Consider the following 24,564-nt stretch of genomic DNA (forward strand, 5'->3'; position numbering starts at 1 on the left):
ACGACGACAAAATCGCAACGGAGGAACGATCATGAGCTTCAGAGATCACGACAAGAAGACATTCGTCGCCGATACCTGCAACGACTTTACGGCGCGCCGAATAAGCAAACGCGACTTCATGAAGAAGATGGCGCTGGCTGGCGTTGGCTTTTCCGCCTTCGGGTCGGCCATGTTGGGTGGTGGCCGCTCACATCGCGGGGGGCTGGGCCTGGGCATCGAAGACGCCCGCGCCCAGGACACGGATATGTTGAAGTGGCTGGCCGATGTCGGCAAACCATATGCCGGCACGAAAATCCGCTACACTTCGGAAGCGACGCCGCCAACGATCGTGGCTAACCAGCTTGTGGCGGGTGAGTTCACCAAGGCAACCGGCATTGAGGTCGAGGTCGAGATCGTGCCGTTGGAGCAGGTTCTCGCCAAGGCTACGCAGGACGTACAGGGCCAGCTGGGCACATATGATGTCTACTATCTCGACCAGTCCTGGATGGCGACGTTTGCTCAGGATGTCATCGATCCGCGCGAATATTATGGCCAGAACAAAGAACTGGCGATGCCAAACTTCGATTGGGACGATTTCTCCAAGCCGCTTGTCGATGGCATCGCCATGTACAACGGCAAACAGTGCGGAATTCCCTTCGATATCCCGATCTTCATCCTGATGTACCGGAAGGATCTTTTCGACAAACACAATATCGCCTTGCCGACAGATCTCGACGCCTATCTCAAGGCGGTACAGGCTCTCACAGAGGCCGAAAAGGCCAATGGCATCTTTGGCACCGCGTGCCAGGCCAAGTCCGGCCACTATTCGCTCGAATGCGACTGGACGTTCGCACTCTGGGGGCATGGGGGTTCGATCTTCAACAAGGACAAGAAGTTTGTCGGGAATGACGAGCGTGGTGTGGCCGGGCTACAATTCTACCAGGAGCTGGTCAAGAACTCGCCGCCCTCCGCGACGACATGGACCTGGGACGGTCAGGGGCAGGCCCTGACACAGGGCCAGGCGGCCATGGCAATCACCTGGGGCGAGGATTTCCCCGGCTTCGATGCCAACGATTCCAAGGTCAAAGGCCTGTTCGAGGCCTTGCCCGCGCCCAAGGAGGTTCCTGGCCGTCGCGCCGCCGCCGATTGCGGCTTCAACGAAATTCCGGCCGTCGGCCACCAAGGTGGCTCGACGATCTCGTTGTCGCAATATTCCAAGAACAAGGAAGCGGCATGGCTGTTCATGCAGTGGGTCTGCTCGAAGGACGTGATGGCGCGGGTCTCGACGCTCGGCGGCGGCGCCTCGCCGATGCGCAATTCCTCCTTCACCGATCCTCGGGTCAAGGAGAAGGCCGTTGTTGGACCCGGAACGACACGCCATTTCGACGCGATCAAATACACCATCGACAACCAGATGGGGTCGGAGCCCGACATGCCGATTTGGGCTGATTTGTCGAACAATGACATCCCGGTTGAACTCGGCAAGCTGCTGACGGGCCAAGACTATGGTGGCAACGCCAAGGCATGCCTGGATGTCATTGCCGGTATCGTCGACGGCAAAGTCAAGGATGCCGGCCTTTAGCGGGATACTCCGGTGAGTTCGGCGATGGCGGTTTCGGCCGCCCTCGCCCTTTGGCAATGTGGCGGCAATGGTTCCGGATCTCGTTATCGGCATTGATTCCTCGACCTCGGCAACCAAGGCGATTGCCTGGGACCGCAACGGTCGCGCCGTGGCGGAGGGTCGTGCGTCGATTTCAATGTCCAACCCTCGTTCGGGCTATTTCGAACAGGATCCGGCTGAGTGGTGGGCCTCGACGGTGACAGCGCTCCGCACCGTGACGGCAACAGTTTCGCCCGGACGCATTGCGGGCCTTGCCATTTCCAACCAGCGCGAAAGCTTCGGCCTTTTCGACGAGCAGGGTGAGGCGATCGGGCCTGCGACGCTCTGGCTCGATGAGCGCGCCCGCCAGAAGGCGCACCGCTTCGGCGCGTCCTTCGGCGCGGCACGCATCCACGCAATATCCGGCAAGCCGCTGGACGTCATCCCTTGTCTCTATCGCATGATCTGGTTTCGCCAGGAGCAGCCCCAGACCTTTGCGCGCGTGGAGCGAATGGCCGAAGTGCATGGCTACCTGGTCTTTCGCTTGAGCGGCCGGTGGGTAACGTCGACCGCCTCCGCAGACCCGATGGGTGTGCTCGACATGCGAGCCATGGACTGGTCGGAGGACATACTGGACGCGGCCGGGGTCGCGCGACGTATGATGCTGGACCTGGCGCGGCCCGGCACCGTCTTGGGCCGAGTGACGTCGCAAGCCGCCATGCTGACGGGCTTGCGGGAGGGCACGCCGATCGTCGCTGGCGGCGGCGACGGTCAATGTGCCGGCACGGGCGCTGGTGTGTTGCAAGCGGGATGCGCCTACATAAACCTGGGCACGGCAGTCGTGTCCGGCAGCTTCGGCCTCGACTACGTCCATGACCCGGCCTTTCGCACCGAAACGGCGGTCGCCGACGCTGGATATATTTACGAAACGTGCCTTCGCGCCGGCACTTTTCTCGTCGATTGGATGACGCGCGAAATGCTTGGTGTCGATCTACATGGGTCCAGCGGCGCCCTGGAGACGCTCGAAGCCGAAGCCGCCGCCAGCCCGATCGGCGCAGGCGGCATAATGCTCCTGCCCTATTGGCAGGGCGTCATGGATCCGCACTGGGACAGTGCAGCCCGCGGTGTAATAGCCGGGCTTTCCGGCTCGAGCCGTCGCGGCGGTCTCTATCGCGCCGTGCTGGAAGGAATAGCGCTGCACCAAGCCGCGACAAGCCAGCGGGCCGCTTCCGCGGCTGGTCAGAACATCGACCGTTTCATAGCGATCGGCGGAGGAGCGAAGTCCGACCTGTGGATGCAGATTCTGGCGGATGCACTCAACCGTCCCATAAAACGGTCCACGACCGTGGAAGCCTCCTCGCTCGGCGCGGCAATGGCTGCGGCAAAGGGGGTGGGCTGGTTTTCCACGATCGCAGAAGCGTCGCTCACGATGGCCGCCGAACCCGCCAAGTCCTTCGAACCCGATGCCGGCCGTGCCAGCCGCTATGCCGAACTTCTTGCGATTCATACCGATCTTTGGCCAGCGCTTTCCGCTTGGAACCAGCGACTCGCGGCTTTCGCGGAGGCTGACCATGCCTGAAATGGTCAACTGGAACGCCCTGATCGAGGATGTTGTCGCAGGACGCTGGAAGGACCCCAACACAGGCGCGGCCGCTGACCTGCCGTTCCAAACGATCCAATTGCTGGAGACGACGGAGGGCCGCGAGGCGGATCTCGTTGCTCCTCTGACGCTGGGCAGCCGCATCGCTGTCGTATCCGACGCCAATACCGTCGAGGTGATGGGCCGGCGCGTCGCGAAGGCGCTGCGTTCCATCGCCCATGTCGACGAAATCGTGTTGCCTCAAGATCTCGACTGCGACGAGGCCACGATCCAGATGATCCGGGACAGAACGGGGCCCGCCGACGGTGTCGTGGCCGTGGGATCCGGGGTCCTCAACGACAGCTGCAAACAAGCGACCTTCCTTGACGACCGGCCTTATGCCGTCTTCGGCACGGCAGCGTCGATGAATGGCTATGGCGCCTCGACAGCGTCGGTGACCTTGGCGTCAGGGCTCAAAATCTCACTGCCCTCGCATGCTCCGCGCGGCATCTTCCTGGACCTTGGCATTTCAGCCGCGGCGCCGACCTGGCTCAGTGCGGCCGGACTTGGCGACAGCCTTTGCCGTTCCACCGCCCAGATTGATTGGTGGGCCTCGCATCGGCTGTTCGGCACCTACTATTCCGACGTGCCCTACCTACTGCAGGCGGGCGATGAGGAACCCATGCTGGCGCATGCGTCTGGCCTTGCCAGCCATGACATCACCGCGGTCGGGCACCTCCATCGCGTCTTGACGCTATGCTCGATGGGCGTCTGCTTCGCCGGCGTTTCCCATCCCGGCTCCATGGGAGAGCACCAAATCTCCCATTGGATCGACATGTTCGCGCGAGAGCATCATCCCGGCACCACTCATGGTCAGCAGGTTGGCGTTGCCTCGCTGGTCATGGCGCGTCTGCAAGCCTGGCTGATGGACAGGCAAGAGCCGCCACTCGCAAGGCCGACCGTTGTCGATGAGGCCGCTATGCTGGCCCGCTATGGGGCGCAACTGGGGCCACTTTGCGTTGCCGAGATGAAGAAGACAGCACTCGATCGCAGCCAGACGGAAGCCTTCAATCGCAAACTTGGGGAAATCTGGCCGGCTCTGCGCCGCGAGCTTCGGCCGATGGCGATACCGGTTGCCCGCATGGAGGCGGCGCTCAAGGCTGCCGGAGGACCGCTCACCGGCGCAGAATTAGGCCTGCCGCGACAGCTTTGGCACGACGCCATCCGCTACTCGCGAGAAATCCGCGGTCGCTGGTCCTTTGTCAATCTGGCCGCCGATGCGGGACTCCTAGAAGAGTTCCTGGAGGGCGAATGGTGAACCGCATTGGATCGTTACCGGTGTCTCGCACGGCGAAGTGATAGCCAAGGGCAAGGGCAATCGAAGGAATCGCATCTATGGCGTCCGTCACCATCAACAACATCAGGAAAGAGTATGGCGCCATCGAGGTCATCCATGGGCTCGATCTTTCGATCGAAGATGGCCAGTTTGTCGTCTTGTTGGGACCGTCCGGCTGCGGCAAGTCCACTCTGTTGCGCATGATAGCCGGTCTTGAGCCAATCACGTCCGGTGGGATCGCCATAGGCGACAAGGTCGTCAACACTCTTCATCCCAAGGATCGAAACATCGCAATGGTCTTCCAGAATTACGCGCTTTACGCGCATATGACGGTCTTCGACAATATGGCCTTCTCCATGCAGTTGAAGAAACGGTCCAAGGAAGAGATCAAACAGAAGGTGGGATGGGCAGCCTCGATCCTCAACCTCACTCCCTACCTCGAACGGTATCCCCGCCAGCTCTCGGGCGGCCAGCGGCAGCGCGTTGCCATGGGCCGAGCCATCGTGCGAGATCCAACCGTATTCCTGTTTGACGAGCCGCTATCCAACCTCGACGCCAAACTGCGCGTGCAGATGCGGACTGAAATCAAGGAACTCCATCAGCGCCTGAAGACCACCACCGTGTATGTCACGCACGACCAGATCGAGGCTATGACCATGGCCGATATCATCGTCATCATGCGCGACGGCTACATCGAGCAGATGGGCCGGCCGCTCGATGTCTACGATCACCCGGCAAACCTCTTTGTCGCCTCCTTCATCGGCTCGCCTGCAATGAACTTGTTCCATGGCGAGGTGGCACCTGAGCGCGACGCCTGGGTGGTGCGATCCGACAAGCTGTCCCTCCCGCTGCCCCCGAAGGCTGCGGTCCACCCCGGGCAAAAGGTGATCTATGGCATTCGCCCCGAACATCTTCGACCGGTAGCAAACGGAAGCGGCATCGCAACGACAGTCAAAGTCGTGGAGCCGACTGGCCCCGAGATCCATATCTTTGCAAGCATGGGCGACATCGCGATCTGCTCGGTGCTGCATGACCGCATGGAACTCTCTCCCGGAGCGGTGATCCATTTGGAGCCCACCCCTGACCGAATCCACCTATTCGATCAAGACACCGGCAAACGGCTGGACAACGAGAGAAATTGAATGGCACGAATCGTTATCCTCGGCGCCGGCGTCATGGGCTCTGCCATGACTCTTCCGGCTGCTCACGCAGGTAACCGCATCACTCTCGTTGGCACCCATCTCGATGAGGAGATCATTGGCTCCGTGACGGGTACAGGTCGTCATCCGCGCCTCAACATCACTCTACCTGGCGCCGTAACAGCCTGTTCCTGGAGGGAATTCGGGGCAGCGATAAATGAGCAACCCGATCTGCTTGTACTCGGCGTCTCGTCGGCCGGCGTTCCCTGGGCGATCGACCGCATTGCGGAAAGCATCAAGTCGCCTGTGCCAATACTGATGATTACAAAAGGCCTCGCCGCGAGCGAGGCAGGCATTGAAATCCTGCCACATCAGCTTGCTCGCGAAATTGAACGACGCACCGCCCTGACGATCCCCGTTATGGCTGTTGGCGGACCGTGCATTGCGGGCGAACTGGCGGCACAGCGTGATACCTCAGTGATTGTGGCCGGGCACGACCCCGACCAGATCGCCAAGGCGTCTCACATGCTGCGAGCTCCTTTCTATCACGTGCGAGCGTCATCCGATCTCATCGGTGTCGAGATCTGCGCCGCTTTCAAGAATTTCTACACGCTTGCCGTTGGCGCTCCGGTCGGGCTGCTGGAGCACGACGACAAGGCGCCAAATGGTGCCCTCATGCACAATCTTGCCTCGTCGCTTTTTTCGCAATCGCTCGCCGAGATGGGCATTTTGGTCGAAGCGCTGGGCGGAAGAATCGAAACAGTGCAGGGATTGGCGGGCTCCGGTGATCTTTATGTGACCTGCCAAGCGGGCCGCAACGGCCGGATGGGACGCTTGCTTGGCCGCGGCCTGCCCTATTCCGTAGCCAAGCGTGACCATATGAGTTCAGACACGGTCGAGGGGGCGCAACTGGCGCTGGATCTTGGCCAAACGTTGGAGAAAATGATGGCACAGGGTGCGCTTCCGGGCGATCGCCTGCCGCTCACGGCTGCCATCATCGACGCGATTTGCCATGATGCTCCGCTGGCCTTGTCCTTCGATCGCTATCACCGATGCTAAGAGCGATGCCAGAAAGTCATATCGATTCGGACACGGCGCCGCCGAGCCGTTCGTAGCCCGCGCAGTGGACAGAATGTTGTGATGGAGAAACCACCACGAAAAAGACGCGACGGCCGCCAGGCCGTATCCAACTCCGTTTCAACCGATCGCGAGGAAGGGCTCCTCGTCCGCGCCGCCTGGCTGGCTTATGTCGCAGACCTCACGCAAGCGCAAATCGCCAAGTCTCTTGGCCTAACCCGCCTTCGCGTCAACCGGATGCTGGCGCAGGCCCGCGAGCGGGGGATCGTTCAGATCCGCATCAATTCGAAGGTGGCGAACTGCATCGAGCTGGAGAACCGGTTGCGTCACAGCTACGGCGTCTCGGATCCGATCGTGGTTCCGACACCGCCCGATCCTGCTCTGCTACCACAAGTCATCGCAGCCGCCGCCGGGCAAGCCCTGTCGCTCAGGATCTGCGATGGGATATCGGTGGGCGTGGGGTGGGGTCGGACGCTCCAACTCAGCCTACGGTCGGTGACCGTACGTCCGGTCAAGGGGATGTCCGTCGTTTCCTTGCTCGGCGGCCTCACGCGCGGGTCGGCGATCAATATCTATGAGATGGCCTCCCGGCTCGCCGCGCTTTTCGAGGCGGAATGTTTCTACATCGCGGCACCGGTGTTCACCGATACCGAGGCCACGCGCGATCTGCTGATGCGCCAGTCTATCCTGGAAGATGCCTTTACCCATGCGCGCGACGTCGACGCCGCTTTTGTTTCGGTTGGCGCGGTGCACAAGGACGCCACCATCTTTCGGATCGGACTGATAGGCGAGGACGATCTCATATCGCTGCACGCAGCAGGCGCCGTCGGCGATATCTGCGGCCATTGGATCGATGCCGATGGGCAGCTCGTCGATCACCCGCTCAACCATCGTGTGATCGGCCTCGCCCCGCAAAACCTGCGCGACATCGAAACCGTGATCCTGCCCTCCGGTGGCCTCGACAAGGTCCCGGTGTTGCGCGCCGTGCTGCGTCTCGGTGTCGTCGATGTTTTGATCACCGACGAGCAAACCGCTGAGGCAATCCTTGCAGAAAAGCCATAGCGCAAATCTGCCAGACAAACGTTTCGGTACATCTCGGTCGCTACGCGTTGCTAGACTAAGCGCGTCGCTGGGCAGTCGCGGCTGCACGTTCAAACATGGTTTGGAGCAGGACCGGCCAGACACCCCGAAGCGACGCCGCCTCGGCCCATGGTTAGCCCGAACTCTATCCCGTCCGGTTCGCCTCCGCTGACGCGGCCTGTCAATCAAGATGGGGCTGCTGGGGCGCGCTCCACGCGGCGAGCGCTGTCGGGCCGGCCTGTACCATGGCCCCTGGAAGACCACCACTTTCATCAGGGCGCTGCGGCTGACCGGCATGACCGCGCAGTTCGACTATGATGGCGCCATGAACGGCGGCGTCACACGCCCTTAGCGACGTTCTCGATCAGCCTGACGACCAAATTGCGGAACCTCTCCGGAGACCTATCCCCGATGTTTCCAACAGCCTCGGCTACCATACCAGGTGAGGAAACCGACACCTCGCCACTTAGCTGGACGTTGACCGTGAATGCCCTTTTGGCTGTCTTTTTCAATCCTGGCTTTCGGTAGAGTCGGAACCGAACAGAGGGCATTAACACTCGGCCCCGGCGGCGCCAAGATGACGACCGCTACTCGACCGGCTGACGCATCACTGCCATATCCTCGAAACCGGAAACGACAGCTTCCGCTTCAAAAACAGCTCAGCTCATGAACCGAAAAACACGAAGGAGAAAAACAGGAACTTGACCACTACACCAGACCCGAAACATACATAAAGGGCGGGTCAAATCTCGGTGGAAATGCCGGGTCAGTTCTCAGTGAAAATCAACAACTGCCGCCTCTTCCGCTCCTCGGCCTCTGGTGACAGGATGGCGGGGCCGCGGCCTCAGCGATCAGCGACAGCGACAGCGAAAGGTCGGCGCACGGGACCGTCGGCCAGCGCGTTCAGGCATGTTCCGGAGCGACTGCATTTGGGGCCGAACCTGCTCGTCGGATTTGCGAAGTGAAACCAGAAAGCGACGATCGACTTGGTGCAGGCGATCCTCCCAACGCTGACCCGAAGAGCGTTCACATTTTCCGAAGGCAGGTTTGGCCACTGCAATCCCACACGCGCGAGTTTCCCCGCTTCGAGGCTATGGTTCAGCCGGAACATAGTTCGTACCCACCCATTGTCTTGATGCATCCGTTGGCAAGGGTCGCCGGCGGCCGTTGCTGCGAGAGTGTTTCGAGCCCGGAGGTGAGCCATGGCCAAGCGTCGCATCCATGTTCCGCATGTGACTCTTGCGCAGGCAGACCGCCCTGGGGCAGGGGAAGAATTCGGTCCGCGCAACCATTCCATCGTCGTGATCGGAGCGTCCGCCGGCGGTGTCGAGGCGCTGAAACAGGTGGTCAGCGATTTTCCAGCCGAGCTGAGGGCAGCAGTGTTTGTTGTGCTGCATGTCGGCCCGGCGAGCTATTTGCCGGAAATCCTCGATCGCATCGGGCCCCTGCCCACCTATAAGGCCATGAACGGCGCGACATTCACCGTAGGCAATATCTATGTGGCGCCGCCTGGCTTCCATCTGCTGCTTCACGATAACCACATGATGTTGCGGCGCGGACCGCGCGAAAACCTGGCTCGGCCGGCCATCGACCCCCTGTTTCGTTCGGCTGCATTGAGTTACGGCGCGCAAGTCATCGGCGTTCTCCTGTCGGGAGCCCTCTCCGACGGAACGGCGGGGTTGCGGGCGGTCAGGGCCGTCGGAGGAATCACGGTGCTTCAGCACCCGAACGACGCCTTGGTGCCGGACATGGTGCAGAACGCGCTGCGCTATGTCGAAATTGACCATTGCGCACCGGCCGCGGAACTGGGCAGTCTCTTGGCAACACTGGTGGCCGAACCGGCTGGCGAAACCTTTCCCGCCCCTGCGGCCATGAGGCTCGAAGCGGCGATCGCCACACAGGAGCACTCTACCATGAAAGAAGAAGATCGACTCGGCGAATTGTCGGTGTTTACATGCCCGGAATGCCATGGGCCTCTGTGGGAGATTGAGGACGGTGACATGATCCGGTATCGATGCCATACCGGGCACGCCTTTACCTCGGACGCTATAATGGAGGCGCAGTCGGCCGAGGCGGACGAAATACTGTGGAGCCTTCTCAGGGCGCATCAGCAGCGGGCCGAATTCACCCGACGAATGGCGGATCGCGAAAAAGCGAAGGACCGGTCCGAAATCGCCACGCAGCTGCGCGATCGGGCGAAAGAATATCAAGCAGATGCCGAGGTGATCGAGCACATTCTCGAGAGCAGGCGAGTACGGTAACGAGAAATGACGCAACGGCCGACCAAGGCGACGCAAGCGGCTTCGAGGACTGAGTTCAACGGCGCATCCGCGGCGCAGCCGAGCGCTTCCTTCGCAATCGTCGCCATCGGCGCGTCGGCAGGTGGAATAGCAGCACTCAAAAGCTTCTTTCCCAATGTTCCGCCCGACAGTGGGCTTGCCTATGTGGTAATCCAGCACCTGGACGCCGAGCACGAGAGCGTGCTTGCGAGTATCATTCAGCACTGCACCTCCATCGAGACCCAGACGGCAATCGAGGGCTCCGCCATCGGGCCGAACAGGATTTATGTCATCCCCCCGGGCGTCTCAGTGACCGTGAAGGGCCGCAACTTCCATATGGTGAAGATGGCGGGCAGCCACGCTAGGCGAACCCCGATCGACGACTTTTTCATTTCGCTTGCCGAAGACCAGGGGGAAAACGCTGCCGCGGTTATTCTCTCCGGTACCGGCAGCGACGGCACCATTGGGCTGAGAGCCATCAAGGAGCATGGCGGACTTACGCTGGCGCAGGAGGCAGCCGAATACGATGGCATGATGCGCAGCGCCGTTGATGCCGGCCAGGTCGATATGGTCGTGCCGGCGGAGGACATGGCTGCCAAGCTGATGGACTATTTCCGGCACGCCAGCCGCGTCGCGGCCGATGGTGAAGGGGACCGCCGCAAGCGCGATGTCTCCGAACAGCTCTCCCGGATCGCCGGCCTGCTTCGCGCCCGCACCGGTCACGATTTTAGCGGCTACAAGGATAACACGATACTGAGACGCATTCAGCGCCGGATGCAGGTGTTACAGATCGACGATCCGACCGCGTTCTACCAACGTTTGCGGGAGGAGCCACAGCAAATCGATCTGCTGTTCCAGGACCTTTTGATCGGCGTGACCAACTTGTTTCGCGATCCGCAGGCGTTCCAAGCGCTGGAACGCCTCGTCGTGCCGAAGCTTTTCGAGGACCTGAAACCCGATGAAACGATAAGGGTATGGGTGCCGGGCTGCGCCACCGGAGAGGAAGCTTATTCAATAGCCATGCTGCTGCGGGAGAATGCGCTCCGGGGCACGGCATCGCCCAAACTGCAGATATTCGCGACCGATATCGACGAGCGCGCGCTGGAAGTAGCACGTGCAGGCCGGTATCCGGCGGCCATCGCCACGGACGTGTCGCCGAAGCGGTTGAAGGAGTTCTTCTCGCAGGAGGATGGAACGTACCGGGTTGCCTCCGAACTGAGGGAAATGTGCCTTTTTTCAGTGCACAATCTGTTGCGCGACCCGCCCTTTTCGCGACTCAACCTCATCTCATGCCGTAACCTCCTCATCTATATGAGGTCCGAATTGCAGGAAAAGATCATCCCGCTATTTCACTATGCGCTGCGCCAGGACGGCTATCTCTTTCTCGGCTCTTCGGAAAACGTCACCCGCCACGCGCGCCTGTTCGCCACCATTGACAAGCCAAGTCGCATTTTCCAAAGGCGCGGAGGCATGGCCCAAAAACTGCCGGAATTTCCCCTTGCTGCGGCCCCGCGGCGTGCACCCCAGCAGGCGCGCTCTACGGTGGCTGGAGGAGGAGCGCATGAGCGCGCGGAGCGCCTGCTTCTCGACCGGTATTCTCCTGCCTATGTCGTGGTCAACGCGGCTGGGGAACTGGTGCACAGTTCAGCCGGTACCGGAAAATACCTTGAACTGGCGGCCGGCGCTCCCGATCACAACGTCTTCGCAATGGCGCGGCGCGGCCTGCGAATGGACCTTCGGGCCGGCCTGCATAAATCGGTCAACACGGGACAGGTGTCGCTCCAGAACAACATCACGATCGCCACCAATGGCGGCGACCAGACTATCAGCCTGGTCGTGCAGCCGCTTCCGCCGCATGACGCGTCCGATCCGCTTTACATGCTGGTGTTCCGGGATGTCGGCGACCTGAAGCCGGACGCCGAAAGCGGGTCTGCGCACCTCACCGCGGATGTAGAAAGCGCGAATGTCAGCCAACTCGAAAAGGAACTCCGAGAGACCAGGGAGCGGCTTCAGATCACCACGGAAGAGCTGGAATCCTCCAATGAGGAACTGAAATCCTCCAATGAGGAACTGTCCTCCATCAATGAGGAACTCCAGTCGTCCAACGAAGAGCTGGAGACCTCGAAGGAAGAGCTGCAATCGATCAACGAGGAACTGCAGACCGTCAATTCGGAGCTCAATATCCGTGTCGACGAGCTTAGCCGCGCCAACAACGACATAGCGAACCTGCTGGAAAGCACGCAGATCGCAACCATCTTCCTGGACCGGGATCTCTCCATCAAAAGCTTCACTCCGGCGACCAGGGATCTGTTCCGGCTCGTCGAAAGCGATGTGGGCCGGCCGCTTGCGCATGTTCGCCCCCGATTCCCCGCCGACGGCCTCCAGGCCGATATCGAGCAGGTGCTGCGGCGGCTCGGCACGATCGAGCGGCAGGTCCAAACCGCCGAGAGCAACACCCGCTACATCATGCGCGTGCTGCCATACCGCACGCTCGACAATGTCATCGCCGGCGTGGTCGTCACCTTCGTCGACGTTACGAAGATCGCCCGCGCGGAGGAGAAGATCGACGCGCTGACTCATGATCTGCGCAACCGGATCGAAAGCTTGGAAACGCTGCTGGATCTCGTGCCCGTGGGCATCGTCATTGCCGAAGATGGCGATCGCCAAGAGTTTCGGGTCAATCAACGCGCCGCTGAACTGGTTGGCGAACCGTTGAGCGGCGCCAAGCTGACGTCGATACCGGGTGGCTTCGACGTTACAAGGCAGGGAAAGGCCGTGCAAGCCGTGAATCAGCCGTTGGCAACGGCGATCCGGACGGGCGAGGCGGTGGCGCAGTACGAGGCGCGCATCGAGAAACCGGGCGCCGTCGGCGTAGACGTCATGGTTTCCGCGACTCCACTGTTCGACGAAGCTGGAAAAGTTCGCGGGGCGATCAGCACCGTGGTCGACATATCGCGTCACAAGCAGGCCGAGCGCAACCAGGAAAGACTGCTGCACGAATTGCAGCACCGGGTAAAGAACATCCTCGCCACGGTCGCCGCCCTGACCTCCCGCATGGTGCGCTCCTCCCATTCGATAGCCGATTTCTCAACCGCCTTTCAGGAACGCCTTCAGGGGATGGCGCGCACCCACGAACTCCTGTCGCGGCATAACTGGGGGGGCACGGACCTCAAGGAACTGTTGCGGACAACGCTCGCTCCCTATGCGGCCGACCGTCAGCGGAATGTTATCCTGGAAGGCGCTCCGTTCCAGCTTGATGCGAGTGCTGCCGGGACTTTGGGAATGGTGTTCTTCGAGCTTGCGAGCAATGCCGCCAAATACGGAGCGCTCGCTGTCGAGAACGGGCGCGTCGAGATCGACTGGCGCATCGGAGAGCCCGACGGTCCCCTGTCTGTCTCCTGGAAAGAAATCGACGGGCCGGCCGTGGAGGAATCGATCAAGAGGAATTTCGGAACGACATTCATTCAGCAGAGTTTGGAATATGAGTTGGGCGGAAGCGCCGATTTGCAGTTCAGGAAAACGGGCTTGGTTTGCCTTTTGAAAATTCCGCTTTCCAGCACGGGCACGAGAAGCGATACGTCGCTTCCGTTCCGGACCATTGCATGAATGACCAGTTCCCTTTGCGTGGCCTTCGCGTCCTCGTCGTAGAGGATGTCTTTCTGATCGCAATGGACCTTTCCGACCAGTTGATGGAATCGGGATGCGAGGTGATCGGCCCTGCTTCATCGGTGAAACAGGCACTGGAAAAGATAGACAGCGTTCCGCTGGACGGTGCCGTGCTCGATGTCAATCTCGCCGGGGAACAGAGTTTCCCGATAGCGGAATTGCTCGCTTCGCGTGGTATTCCGTTTCTTTTTCTGACCGGCTATGACAGCGTGACAATTATTCCCGAGGCGTTCAAGCAAATCCCGAAGTTGTCGAAGCCCGTTTCCGAGAAGGCGCTGACAAGCGCCGTTGCGCAATTTCAGGACAAAGAAGCGGAATCCCCCAGAGGACGCCTCTGAACGAGGCGATCCGTCCGACCATGCTGCTTCCGCGCGATCCTATCGTTTGGCACAGCCAAGATGTTTCAAAGGGGACGAGAAATGTCGGCATGGCGCGCCGCGTACTCCGTTGCTGTCGTCGAAGTTTGGTTCAGGGCGGTGGCAAGGGTGTCTTCAAACGGAGCGGCGCCGGCAACCCCGCGTGTCAAACCTTGACCGAGAAATTCAGGCCCCGGGGGATTGCAGGTAGCGGGCTCAGTCGGTCGACTCACGCGCCAGAACGCCAGTGTGCATTGCGCCGGTCGCCTCGGGGCATCAACGAATGTCGACGTCTGCCCGTTCCCGCCGAAGATTCAGTTAAACAGGTGCTGTGGATGAAGGCTGACTGAATGTCAGCAACCGGCTGAATTCGGCGTTTGGGCCTTCCACAAGGCATTAGTCGACCACGCGCAGGGTCCGAAGCCAGCCGTCAAACATCTCGCTTGGAACGTTAGAGCTTTCTAATTATTCTAGGTTGGCGACTGACATCGCCCTCCGATGTCTGTCGAAGATCGGCTCTCGATCGGCCCGCGTCCTCCCGCCGGAGGCGCGGGCTTCCTCGCATCAGGCGGCCGGGTTCAAACAGCCGTTCATCACCCCTACGGATACCAGCAACGATGAGGTGGCTTAGCCTCTCCAGGCAATGGTGAAACTCTCGTTGGCATCTTGTGAAGGCTGAAAGAGACCCGCGCCTCGACGGCAACCAAGAGTGGCTGGGTGGCGTGCTTGAGGACTGTTGAATGACGCGTGGCGAAAAAAAGCTCACCGGGACCACAATTTTGCATGCAGGATGCTCGGCAAGCGCATAGTGTGGGTATGCGGAGGGGCTGATGATTATGGGAGGTCATCATGTCTTTGGACGTTAGAAAATTAATGGGTGCGATCTTGAACCGTCGGCGTGCGGTCGCTTCGCAGCCCAAAACGACACCTATCGCCAAAATGCTCGCGGATCGCCCCATCGTCGGCAAGGCGCCGAAGCTTTCAACCAGGCCGCCTCCGCTCCAATACAGAAGTGCCTCTAATATGTAGACTTCCCCTGCACGCCGCAGCCGTTGACGGGTAACGCCAACCGAAGAGCGTACGCCGCGCCGTCCGAGGGGGCGCTATGTCACCCAATACTCTGGTGCTGTTGCTATCCGGCGCGATCCCGCAGCTATTGATCATCAAAATAGGTAATCGATCCTTGGTATCCGATTGATCTGATCGGAACCCCCGAGCCTGCCGCCCGTTTCAATTTCACCCGAAACCTAAGGGAGGTCAAAGACCATGGACTGGAACCGCATCGAAGGAAATTAGAAGCAGGTCAAAGGCAAGGTCAAGGAACAGTGGGGCAAGCTCACAGACGACGATCTAGACCGAATTGCCGGCAACCGCGACCAGCTCGAAGGCAAGATTCAGGAACGCTATGGCATCGAGAAGGATCGTGTTCGTAGGGATGTCGACGACTGGTATGGTCGGCAGGGCTGGTAGGGATCGTTTCAGATCAAATATGGCGCTGTCACACCGCAGCGCCCTTTTTGAGTGGCGATCTTCGGGCCGGCTGACCGACAGGGCCTTCGATTGGCTAAAGACCTCGTTAGTCGGTAGCTGTCGCCTATATGCCGCTTTCCCACCCAGCTGGGCCCCTGCCCCATCTAACATCGAGCGCTGTTGACCGCATCAGGTCGCTTTCCCAGATGACTATGCCTTGATCGAAACCTCCCTGGATCGCGGACTTCTGCCATGACCCACAAGCTGCTCGGCGGTGTGCCCGATGGCAATGGCGGCTGCATTGCTTCGGATCCGGCGCCATCCAAGGACCGACCGAGAGAACGGCGGTGTGACGGGTGTCCGTCGACGAACCGAAGAATACAAGCGCATCCTCGATCTTGCGCTACTGAGCGTTCCCGAGATCCTTGCGCAACTGAGTCACGAGCGCTTGAGGCGCACCGTCTCCACCGCGAGCGATCCGGCGGGAAGCGCCCGCAAAAGCTCGGCCTCGGGCCCGGTGAGATTGATCCACGCCGTCCAATTCTCCGGCTGAAGTGCTACCACCTGGTGCGACCTCTGGGCCGAGGTCGGTCGTCACATGGGGAAGGTCGGCGGCTTGTTGCCGACGGCCTTCCCGCCAAAATCCAGTAACCGCAAGGAACGGTGGGCCGTTAAGCGTAAGCGATGCTTCGCCTTCGGGTGTTTCGTGCCGGTGAACTCGAAAAACGCGGCAGCCGGAACGAGGCAGCGTTTCTTTTTACCGAATTGCCGGCCTTTCGGAGCGAATTGAACACAGGCCCGCCTTTCGGTCCGGCCGGCGCAGACCCGAACGCCATCGAGGCGAGCTCGATGGCATCGCCGGGGTCGCTCGCCGGATCGTTGATGCCGATGTCGTCGGCCTGAGGCAGATCGAGTTCAGTCTGGTGGACGGGACCTTGAGCGGCAGTGAAGCTGCGATTATGCCGATTTGCGTCCGGCCTTCTTGGCTGTGGGACGGTCCTTGATGCCTTCCTTGGCGAGACTCTTGCGGAGAACCGACGCCAGATCGATAACGTTCTCCTTCGGCGGGGGAACCGGTTTGGGCGGCTGCTTGCCCTTGCGCTTTGCGTCGATCAACGCGATGAGCGCATCCTCGTAGGTATCTTCAAATTTCGACGGATCGAACTTGGTCACTTTCTTGTCGATCAGCAGGCCCGCAATTTCGAGCAGGTCCTGATCGTATTCATGGCTTTTCAGATCTTCAAATACCGTGTCTTCCGAGATCATCTCGTCATGGGCCCGCAACTCGGTGAGCAGCATTCCCTTGCCATAGGGCTGTATCACGACTTCGCGCCCGCGTTGGTACAGCACCACGCAGGACCGCGCCGCCACACCCTTCTTGGCCATCGCTTCGCGCAGCACTGAGAAGGCCTCGGTGGAGGCGCCGTCGGCAGGGATCAGGTAATAAGGTTTTTCCAGGTAGCGCGTGTCGATATCCTTGATGGCGACAAACTCGTCGACCTCAAGCGTGTGCTCAGACGTCATCTTGAGCTTTTTGATCTCGTCCGGTTCGACCTTTATGAAATCGCCCGCGTCTGCCTCATAGCCTTTGACTTGGTTTTCGCTATCGACGACATCGCCCGTCTCTTCGTCAACATAGGCAGCCTTGACGGGCAATCCATCTTTCCGATTCAAAATCTTGAAGTGGATTTTCGACGCCTCGCTGGTTGCACCCACAAGCTTCACTCCGCACGACACGGACCCGACTTTTAGAAACCCTTTCCAAACTGCTCGTGGGGCCGCCATGCAGTCCTCCTGTCGCGCCGATCCTTGGCACAAACGTCAGCCGGATCGTTCCGTTCCGCCCGCCTGATCAGCATCGACGCACGCGATCGCATCACGGATGGTGCGGCTTTCCATGCCGTTAGATGGGCTTATGTTTCAGGGCTGAGACCAAGGCCCCGATTTGCAGGTCCGAGGGTAACGAAACAGTGCCTTCGCACCGCCTAAGTCCTCCCCACGGGACCTGAATGCCGGAGCACAGCGCGGGCCTGCGCTGTGCCGAACCTCCCGCTGTGGCAGACCGACTCCTTCTGCCAAAGCCACAGGCGTCGAGCGTCCAAACGCGCGGGGACGACCGCGCCGCGCTCCACGGATCAAGGCTGCCGGACAGCAGGGATAACCTTCGCCTTGCTCCTGCGCAGCGGCCGGGATCCTGTTATCCTCAGTAGTGCAGCGCCCATATGGGGCTGGATCAAGATGCTACGGCTTTCGCTTTTTGCAACGGTGCCCCCGCGCGGCGTCAATCCTGCTTTCGCCGCCACCATTGCGAGACCAGCGCGGTGATCAGGCTGCTTACGACAATCCATGCGGCGATCTCGCCGTCATGCACTTCAGGCCGGCGCGGCTTATTTATCTTGTTGCCGCTCAACACCACTACCGGCGCAAGATCTGGCCGGCTTCCACGCCTGACCGAGTAAGCGCGCGTAATTTCTGCGCCGAAGAGGAATATCTGCGCTGAATAATAGACCCAAAGCAGCACCACCATCAGCGCGCCTGCCGCTCCGTAGGAAGTCGCTATCGCGCTGGTTCTGATATACCAGCCGATCAGTGACTTGCCGATGGTGAACAGCAACGCAGTGACCACCGACCCGACGGCAACATCGCGCCATTTGAGCGTGCGATCCGGCAAGACCTTGTAGATCGCTGCGAAGAGCAGCCCAATCAGCAAGAAAGAGACAACCGTGTTGACCGTGCCGAGCACCAGTTCGCCGAACGGCAGGTGGTGATTGATGACTTCGCTTAGCGCGGTGATCGCTGCGCTTGCCGCCAGCGATACCATCAGCATGAAGCCCAGCGCGGCAACCAGGCCGAGACTTGCCGCACGCGCCCGCACCAGGCGCGAAAGCGACAGGCCGCCTCGCGATCGTGCAATTCTAACATGTCGCCTCTCCGCCTAAGTATTACGGACGGCTAATATGCTCATCCATTCCTCCCGCGACTCAATTCTATACTTGAGAAGTACCCCAGAGTTGAGCATTACTGTGCAATATTGTTGAGAGCACCGGCCGGTGTCGCATTCCTGCCGCCATCGCGCCACACATAGAACACAGCACCAGCCCGCAGAGCCGTGCTTTGCGAGTCACTGCGAGCAGGTTCTCGTTTCTCGTTCTCAAATCGGTGTTCGGACTGCCGCCTTCCGGAACACAAGACTCCTGCCGCCTCGTCTCATCTCGTTGGCCGGAGAATTCCTGGATCCAGCGCTCTTGCTCCCTGACGCAGCTGCCGTGATCCATGGCCGGAAAGGCGTACGCAAGTAACTGGAGTGCGCACCTTCCTGCCCATCGTCATTCCGTTACTTCTCCGGCAAAACACTTTGCCGGATTCTTGCGGCGCTCCGAGCTTCTATGCTCAGGACACCGGTTCAGGCTTTTTCCGACGGATCGGCATAGCCGCCCGACACGTCGATCGAGGATCGCCTTAGCCCTTGCGGGTGGTCGCCGAAGGGCAAACGGAAGTTACCGAGATGTTTGCGAAAAACGAGAAAGCGGTCCACGAATGGTGCAGCGCAGGCCGCCTACAGCGAAGATAAACTCAGGAGGTTCTCCGAACATACCGGCCAGAGCCGAACGCATATAGCGCGTGCCGTAGCCCTTCTGGGAAGGCTCGACGACTGGCGGCCCTCCGGATTCTATCCAACTTAAAGTCAGTGTTGGGTCAACATTTGAAGACAACTCCCACTTCAGTAGTATATTACCTGTCGGTTGTGACAAGGCACCATATTTAATGGCGTTCGTCGCAAGTTCATGCAGGCAGAGGGCCAAGGTTGTACCGGCCTCGCGCGAAACCAAGACTTCAGACCCCTCAACAGCAATGGCAGTTTGTCCATCCGATCGGTAGGGAGCGAGGGTCGAATCCACGACGGCTGCTAACGACACCGCCTCGCCACCTGCAAGGAAAACCGCTGAGTGAACGTTTGACAGGGCGGTCAATCGACCTCTGAAATCCTCGGCGAGACTGTCTGCCGAGACAGCGCCGCGCCGCGTCATCTCGAAAATGGACAGCACGCTTGCCAGGATGTTCTTTACGCGGTGATTTAGCTCCAGCCGCAGTTCTGTTTCCCGCTCGAGGTAATCGCGGACCTCACGCTGACGGAACCTGGTGAGAAGTGCCGACTGTATGCCGCTTATCAGCTCCAATGCGGCCACCGGGCGCTGATAGAATATCTGGCGTGAGCGCGGCCAGGCGGCGCTCAGCGTCGCTAGGATGCGCGATTGGGGTGCTACGCGATCGAGTAAGACGACAATGGGGATCTCCGACCAATTTGGCTGGTCTTGCAGAAATCTGGCAATGACAGCGATCACAGCTGGATTGAGCGCCTCATGGGTAACGACAAGCACTCCGGGGAACTCCGAAAGAAAATCCTCGAAATCGGCCGCGCTTGCCGCTTTGGCTTGCACGCCACGCTCTTGCAGCAATGCGGCCAGGTAGGCGGCATCCTTGCGGTAGGGCGCCAAGATGAGGACCCAATCAAGCCTACCCAGTCCGTTTTGCTTGATGTCGCTCACGTCTCGGGCAGGGGATTGTAGGCAACGACTGTGACGCCCGAACTAGCGATGAAAAGCTCTCGAACATCGAGATCATGCGGGCCGTGGCGCTTCTTAACGACGGTGATGTTGCGCCTGAGCCGACCCTCATGCTCGGACATCCGAAGCAGGAGCACCGTGTCGCCGAGAAAGCTGACGTCCACATCAATGCCGACATTCTGTCCCAACAATCCATGCTGCGCTACAATGAGCATTGTCAGCACGTCCGCACGCGCGAGATGCTTTAACAGAGACTGGATATCCAGCACGGCCTTCTCGCGGTGAGGCAGTGAATTCAGATAGCCGGTGAAGCTATCGATCACCACGACGCGTATATTGTTGCGGGCGACGACCTGCTGCACGATTTGGCCAAACTCGCCAGGCGAGATCTCGTTCGGGCTGAAATCATAAATGACAAGCTGGCCATCTTTGTGGAACTGGCGAAGGTCCATGCCCAAGCCTTCGGAGCGTCGAAAGAACGTCTCCAACCGTTCCTCGAATAGAAACAGCGCGACGCTTTCGCCTCGCTGCAACGCCGCTGTTGCGTAGAGGGATGACATCGTTGATTTTCCGGTGCCTGACTGGCCGATGACGAGCGTTATCGTCCCAGATTCCTGACCGCCACCAAACATCTCGTCGAGAGCCTCGACCCCGGACTTTATCAGTTGTGGCTTGGCAATTTCGGCTCCGGATCCGGGCACGATCCTCGGAAACACAACAATGCCTTCGCCCTCGCGAATGGCCATGTCGTGATAACCGTCGGCGAAAGGCACGCCGCGCATTTTGCTGACCTCGATGCGTCGGCGCACGGCACCGTAATCCTCAAGCGATTTATCAAGCCGGATGACGCCGTGAGCGATCCCCTCGATTTCCTCGCCGTTATGATCGCCGCCATTTGTCTGTGTATCAAGGAGCAGCGCTATGATGCCTCGCCTAGCCAGGAAGGTCTTGAAGCCAATGAGCTCGCGGCGAAATCTTGGTGTATCGCCGGTGATCAGTCGGATTTCAAGAAGCGAGTCGTAGACCAGCCTGTGTGGCTTGTATTCCTCTATCGCGCTTTCAATGGCCTTTCGTGTTTCATCCAGCCGAAGGTCGGCGGTCTGGAAGATTGTCTGGTCGGCTGCATCGCTCACTGCCTCGGAGGCAGACAATTCCTCGACGCGAATTCCATCAAGTGTCCAGCCGTGCGAAAATGCAATCGCCTGGAGCTCAGAGGCTGTCTGCGAGAGACTGACGTAAATGCAGCGTTCTCCCGCCGCCACGCCGGCACGCAAGAATTGCAAAGCAGCAGTCGTCTTACCCGCACCTGGATCGCCCTGCACGATGTAAAGGTTAGAGGCTGGCAATCCGCCTCGAAGAATCTCATCAAGGCCGTCAATCCCAGAACTTACAACGGGCTGCTTCTTTCGTTCTGCCATGTCTGCCTTCACCTTTAGCAGTTGCTGGCCGCTGGCCCGCAACGTCAGTTTTCGACAGAGAACTGTCTGTCGAGCGATAGCCAATCAGTCAAATTCTGTACGCAGACTTTTATAGGAGGCAAACTTCCGGAGACTAGGCTTGTCTGTCGTTATTTTCCCCAACGCCCTTCAAAAACGTGGCAATAACGTCGAGCCGGACCCGTAGTTCCGAACTGCCGTTAAGAATCCGGCCTCGGGATCTTTGTAAGTTGAGCACTGTTGATCGCTGCGGTTCTGGCCTTCAGGGAGTCCAGGAAAGCGTCTTTTTCAAGCGTTCCGGCTTAGTAGGACGCTATAATCTTCAGGGCAATGTGTTCCGCTTCCAGCGAGTGAGGGTCGTGGCCGAGCAAGCTGCACGCGTACTCAAAAATCTACTGAAGTTGGGAGATTTCCTCCGGCTCGAGCATACCAAGTCTGCTGGCAAAATCGTTCGCCAATGCGCCCTCTCGAAAACGCTGACAATGTACGTGATGGAAGGCTTTACGGTCATCTCTTCCCTTGGTCAGTGAAAACCCGCGCCACTTTGCCGGTGAGCGCGGGCCGATCGGAGTCCCGATCTTCAGCATGTGGTGCTGGGCACCACCTGCCGCAAGCATGCAACCTTTAGAGGCGGCTAATGTTCCGTCGGGCCGGTTCTGGGCGCCGTTGTACCCTGGCGAGATTGGTCGGTCCTCCCCTTTAAAGTGCCGTAGGAGGCTGCACCGGTCCGGTCCCATTCCATCTAATGAACGGTGCATCCTCCCCGGTAATATCCTTCACCGTCTTTAGCAACGCCTCATGGGTGCGCTGGAGTGCCCGGTAGTGATCGCTTGTAGGCGACAGAAGCGGCTGGACAATGCTCTTGTGAAGCCGTTCAGCCTCTGCCAAGAAGCGTTCGATCTCAGCCTGTGAAAGCTGCTTGGAAAGTCTCCTTCTAGCCATCGTGACACCTTTTCAAGAGTCGCCCCACCCAAGAAAATAATCCTATTTTGACGAGCGAATGTAAAGCTGGTTCGATCGGTGGTGCACCGTCGGCTGGACCTGGACGGCCGAATTCACAGAACCCGTAGGCGCGATCACGATCGATTTCACTGGGAACAATCAGCAATAACCCTCGTTCGGAAGTGATCGCAATTCAGCGATTCAAATAAGGAGGCCTCCATGCTGAAGAAAGTTCTAGCCGCGTCCTTGCTGGGTATCGCCCTAGCCGGTTCCGCATTGGCGCAGTCGAATGGGACAAGTACAGGCGGCAATGCCAGTGGTAGCGGTGGTGCCAATGGTGGTGCAACCGTGAATGGTGGCGCAAGCGTCAACGGCGCTGGTACCGGTACAGTGAACACCGATCCGGATTCGACGAACTCGACGAACTCGACGACGACAGGCCCTAACGGGATGAACGATCGTTGCAAGGATTCCGCAGGTAACGACGTTGACAACAACACGGCCAGTGGTGCGACCACATCGCCAACACAAAACTGCAACAAGTGATCGAGAACCCGGAACTCGCCGAAAGCGCTCAGGACCCAGGATGTAGAAAATGGCGGGCCTGAGACGGCGGCTCCGCCCAGGAGCAATCGAAACGGAAGGCTAGACGCTCCCCCTCAGTCCGCCATGCCGGCCTCATAGTGTACTTTCGCATCAAGGATTGTGTTGTACACGCTAACGGTGTCTTCCCAGATTTCTGCGCTGCTGATGCCAAGGCTTTCGCATCCGCAAAAAGCTTCTGGGTGAGTTCGGCAATCGAGATGACGTCCGCACCGACTGTCTCGGGGATATTATTTGATATCTATTTGTGAAGGAAATTGGTTCATCGAGAGAACAACCACCAGACGGTCAGCGCGCAAACCCCAACCACAAAGGCTGAAGCCGCTATCAAATGCCTCTGCCGTTCTGCCATCTTGGCGGCGGCGGAGGCACCATCTTTTCAGGGTTCGTTCGGTCGTCTATCCCGCAACAAGCTGCCGGGAGATTTTAGGTTCCACTCATCTTGAGTTGACAGACGATGTTGCCAGGATCGATAAAGGCAAGGTCGTTGTGGCGCTTTGGAACCATGATTGCGATCGATTGGGTGCGCCTGGTGAAAGGTTAAGTTGCCAGCGAAGCTGAGGGCACTCATTGACCGTCCGGAGTAAGAACGACATTAATGCCACCGCGGGTTGATGTTGTCGGATATTGTCGACCGCGCTTCCGCTGCAAAGGCTGCCGGGACGTTTATGGGCCTGATGCGACGACCGCTGTTGCTTACTGCGCCTTGGAAGCGCACTTCGCCGGGCGAACGCCCGATTTCCGCTTCTGGTTCCAGGTATTTCGTGACTAGCCGAAGGCGGACAGCATCAACCGCAGTGCACCCTCCAACAAGCCCGCCGAGCCCGAATTGGAGAGCCTGGCCAGACGTCCCTAACGACCCAGCGGCTGCTTTGAAAGCAAGACCAGTTCGGCCTCATCGACCACACCTGCCATGTAATTTGCAATGATCCTGGAGGCAATCAAGTCGCGCGCATCTGGCGATGGATCGTCCAGCTTAAGCTTGTCGAAGACTCGCCCAAGCAGTGCCAACTCGGATTCGTCGAAAATACCGGCCTCAGCTGCTTTTCGTTGAATTGGCATGATCTTTCTCCCGGAAGCCCAACGGCGAAACATGCAGTAAGCCCCCCGGCCGCGCAAGGGCTTCACGGGGCTGTGACCCTGCCTGCCGCCATCAAGACTGGCGACGCGGATTTTTCAGGAACCGGGCTTCGCGCAGCAAAGAACTCCAGTCGGCACCGATGAGCTTGATCAGGCCGAGCGCTTCCGATTCGGAGATGCCGACCTCTTTAGCCAGCCTCCGAGCAAGAAACTGAAGCCCCTTGTCATCTTCGCGTCCGTTGTCGTTGTCTCTCATCGGAACCCTCCTTGGGCTCCGAACCTGCCGGAGGCGGTTTCGTTTCGTGGGCAAACAAAAAAGCCCGCCCCGGCGTGAGCCGGGACGGGCCATTGAGCCGACGCAACGGGAGGGAGGGAGG

18 protein-coding genes and 3 pseudogenes are annotated in these 24,564 nt (G+C 59.5%); 14 read left to right on the plus strand and 7 right to left on the minus strand.

Features of this window, described 5'->3' with window-relative positions; translation table 11 throughout:
- Positions 1-31: 31 nt before the first annotated feature.
- The 12 genes and pseudogenes from FJ964_RS29885 (at position 32) to FJ964_RS29935 (ending at position 15,561) form a co-directional block, all read left to right on the plus strand.
- Positions 32-1,561 carry an extracellular solute-binding protein gene (locus FJ964_RS29885; RefSeq protein WP_140554240.1) on the plus strand — a complete coding sequence of 510 codons (1,530 nt, stop codon included), beginning with the start codon at positions 32-34 and terminating at the stop codon, positions 1,559-1,561.
- A 67-nt stretch (positions 1,562-1,628) separates the two neighbouring features.
- The gene (locus FJ964_RS29890) at positions 1,629-3,158 is read left to right on the plus strand and encodes an FGGY-family carbohydrate kinase (RefSeq protein WP_140554241.1); all 1,530 of its coding nucleotides are present in this window, start codon (positions 1,629-1,631) and stop codon (positions 3,156-3,158) included.
- Positions 3,151-4,476: an iron-containing alcohol dehydrogenase gene (locus FJ964_RS29895; protein WP_140554243.1), complete on the plus strand. Its 1,326-nt coding sequence runs from the start codon at positions 3,151-3,153 to the stop codon at positions 4,474-4,476. Before FJ964_RS29890 ends, FJ964_RS29895 begins: the two co-directional genes overlap by 8 nt.
- Before the next feature lie 77 nt (positions 4,477-4,553).
- Positions 4,554-5,636, plus strand: coding sequence for a sn-glycerol-3-phosphate ABC transporter ATP-binding protein UgpC (gene ugpC / locus FJ964_RS29900; RefSeq protein WP_140554244.1), 1,083 nt, complete (start codon positions 4,554-4,556; stop codon positions 5,634-5,636).
- Positions 5,637-6,692: a glycerol-3-phosphate dehydrogenase gene (locus FJ964_RS29905; RefSeq protein ID WP_140554246.1), complete on the plus strand. Its 1,056-nt coding sequence runs from the start codon at positions 5,637-5,639 to the stop codon at positions 6,690-6,692.
- Between the two features lie 81 nt (positions 6,693-6,773).
- Entirely contained in the window at positions 6,774-7,772 is a 999-nt protein-coding gene (locus FJ964_RS29910; RefSeq protein ID WP_140554247.1) for a sugar-binding transcriptional regulator, read from the plus strand.
- 34 nt (positions 7,773-7,806) lie between these two features.
- A pseudogene (locus tag FJ964_RS31605) lies at positions 7,807-8,130 on the plus strand (IS630 family transposase); the annotation flags it as partial.
- A gap of 247 nt (positions 8,131-8,377) precedes the next feature.
- Positions 8,378-8,524, plus strand: a pseudogene (locus FJ964_RS31250) (ATP-binding protein); the annotation flags it as partial.
- Positions 8,525-8,992: 468 nt separating this feature from the next.
- Positions 8,993-10,051: a chemotaxis protein CheB gene (locus tag FJ964_RS29920; RefSeq protein ID WP_140554249.1), complete on the plus strand. Its 1,059-nt coding sequence runs from the start codon at positions 8,993-8,995 to the stop codon at positions 10,049-10,051.
- Positions 10,052-10,057: 6 nt separating this feature from the next.
- Positions 10,058-13,675, plus strand: a complete 3,618-nt coding sequence (locus FJ964_RS29925; protein ID WP_140554251.1) for a CheR family methyltransferase — start codon at positions 10,058-10,060, stop codon at positions 13,673-13,675.
- On the plus strand, positions 13,672-14,073 hold the full coding sequence (locus tag FJ964_RS29930) for a response regulator (RefSeq protein ID WP_140554252.1): 402 nt from the start codon (positions 13,672-13,674) through the stop codon (positions 14,071-14,073). Before FJ964_RS29925 ends, FJ964_RS29930 begins: the two co-directional genes overlap by 4 nt.
- A 1,284-nt stretch (positions 14,074-15,357) precedes the next feature.
- Positions 15,358-15,561, plus strand: a pseudogene (locus FJ964_RS29935) (CsbD family protein).
- 438 nt (positions 15,562-15,999) lie between these two features.
- Here the strand turns inward: FJ964_RS29935 and FJ964_RS31735 are convergent.
- From FJ964_RS31735 to FJ964_RS29960, 5 genes are all read right to left on the minus strand, one after another.
- Positions 16,000-16,125, minus strand: coding sequence for a hypothetical protein (locus FJ964_RS31735; RefSeq protein ID WP_263493820.1), 126 nt, complete (start codon positions 16,123-16,125; stop codon positions 16,000-16,002).
- Between the two features lie 393 nt (positions 16,126-16,518).
- Complete coding sequence (locus tag FJ964_RS29945) at positions 16,519-17,346, minus strand: Ku protein (protein ID WP_140554254.1); 828 nt, start codon at positions 17,344-17,346, stop codon at positions 16,519-16,521.
- A 496-nt stretch (positions 17,347-17,842) separates the two neighbouring features.
- Positions 17,843-18,436, minus strand: a complete 594-nt coding sequence (locus FJ964_RS29950; RefSeq protein ID WP_318013070.1) for a YihY/virulence factor BrkB family protein — start codon at positions 18,434-18,436, stop codon at positions 17,843-17,845.
- A 622-nt stretch (positions 18,437-19,058) separates the two neighbouring features.
- The gene (locus FJ964_RS29955) at positions 19,059-20,108 is read right to left on the minus strand and encodes a sensor histidine kinase (protein ID WP_140554257.1); all 1,050 of its coding nucleotides are present in this window, start codon (positions 20,106-20,108) and stop codon (positions 19,059-19,061) included.
- The gene (locus FJ964_RS29960; RefSeq protein ID WP_140554258.1) at positions 20,105-21,544 is read right to left on the minus strand and encodes an ATPase domain-containing protein; all 1,440 of its coding nucleotides are present in this window, start codon (positions 21,542-21,544) and stop codon (positions 20,105-20,107) included. Before FJ964_RS29960 ends, FJ964_RS29955 begins: the two co-directional genes overlap by 4 nt.
- Positions 21,545-21,792: 248 nt before the next feature.
- On the opposite strand from FJ964_RS29960, the gene FJ964_RS29965 reads away from it, so the two are divergent.
- Complete coding sequence (locus FJ964_RS29965) at positions 21,793-22,092, plus strand: hypothetical protein (RefSeq protein WP_140554260.1); 300 nt, start codon at positions 21,793-21,795, stop codon at positions 22,090-22,092.
- A 631-nt stretch (positions 22,093-22,723) separates the two neighbouring features.
- Positions 22,724-23,050, plus strand: coding sequence for a hypothetical protein (locus tag FJ964_RS29975; protein WP_140554263.1), 327 nt, complete (start codon positions 22,724-22,726; stop codon positions 23,048-23,050).
- 909 nt (positions 23,051-23,959) lie between these two features.
- On the opposite strand, the gene FJ964_RS29985 is transcribed toward FJ964_RS29975, so the two are convergent.
- Both FJ964_RS29985 and FJ964_RS29990 read right to left on the minus strand, forming a co-directional pair.
- Positions 23,960-24,169 (minus strand): hypothetical protein, encoded by a 210-nt coding sequence (locus FJ964_RS29985; protein WP_140554265.1) that lies wholly within the window; start codon positions 24,167-24,169, stop codon positions 23,960-23,962.
- Between the two features lie 91 nt (positions 24,170-24,260).
- Entirely contained in the window at positions 24,261-24,443 is a 183-nt protein-coding gene (locus FJ964_RS29990) for a hypothetical protein (RefSeq protein WP_140554266.1), read from the minus strand.
- Positions 24,444-24,564 lie beyond the last annotated feature (121 nt).

Source organism: Mesorhizobium sp. B2-3-2 (assembly GCF_006442295.1).
Classification (GTDB): Bacteria; Pseudomonadota; Alphaproteobacteria; order Rhizobiales; family Rhizobiaceae; genus Mesorhizobium.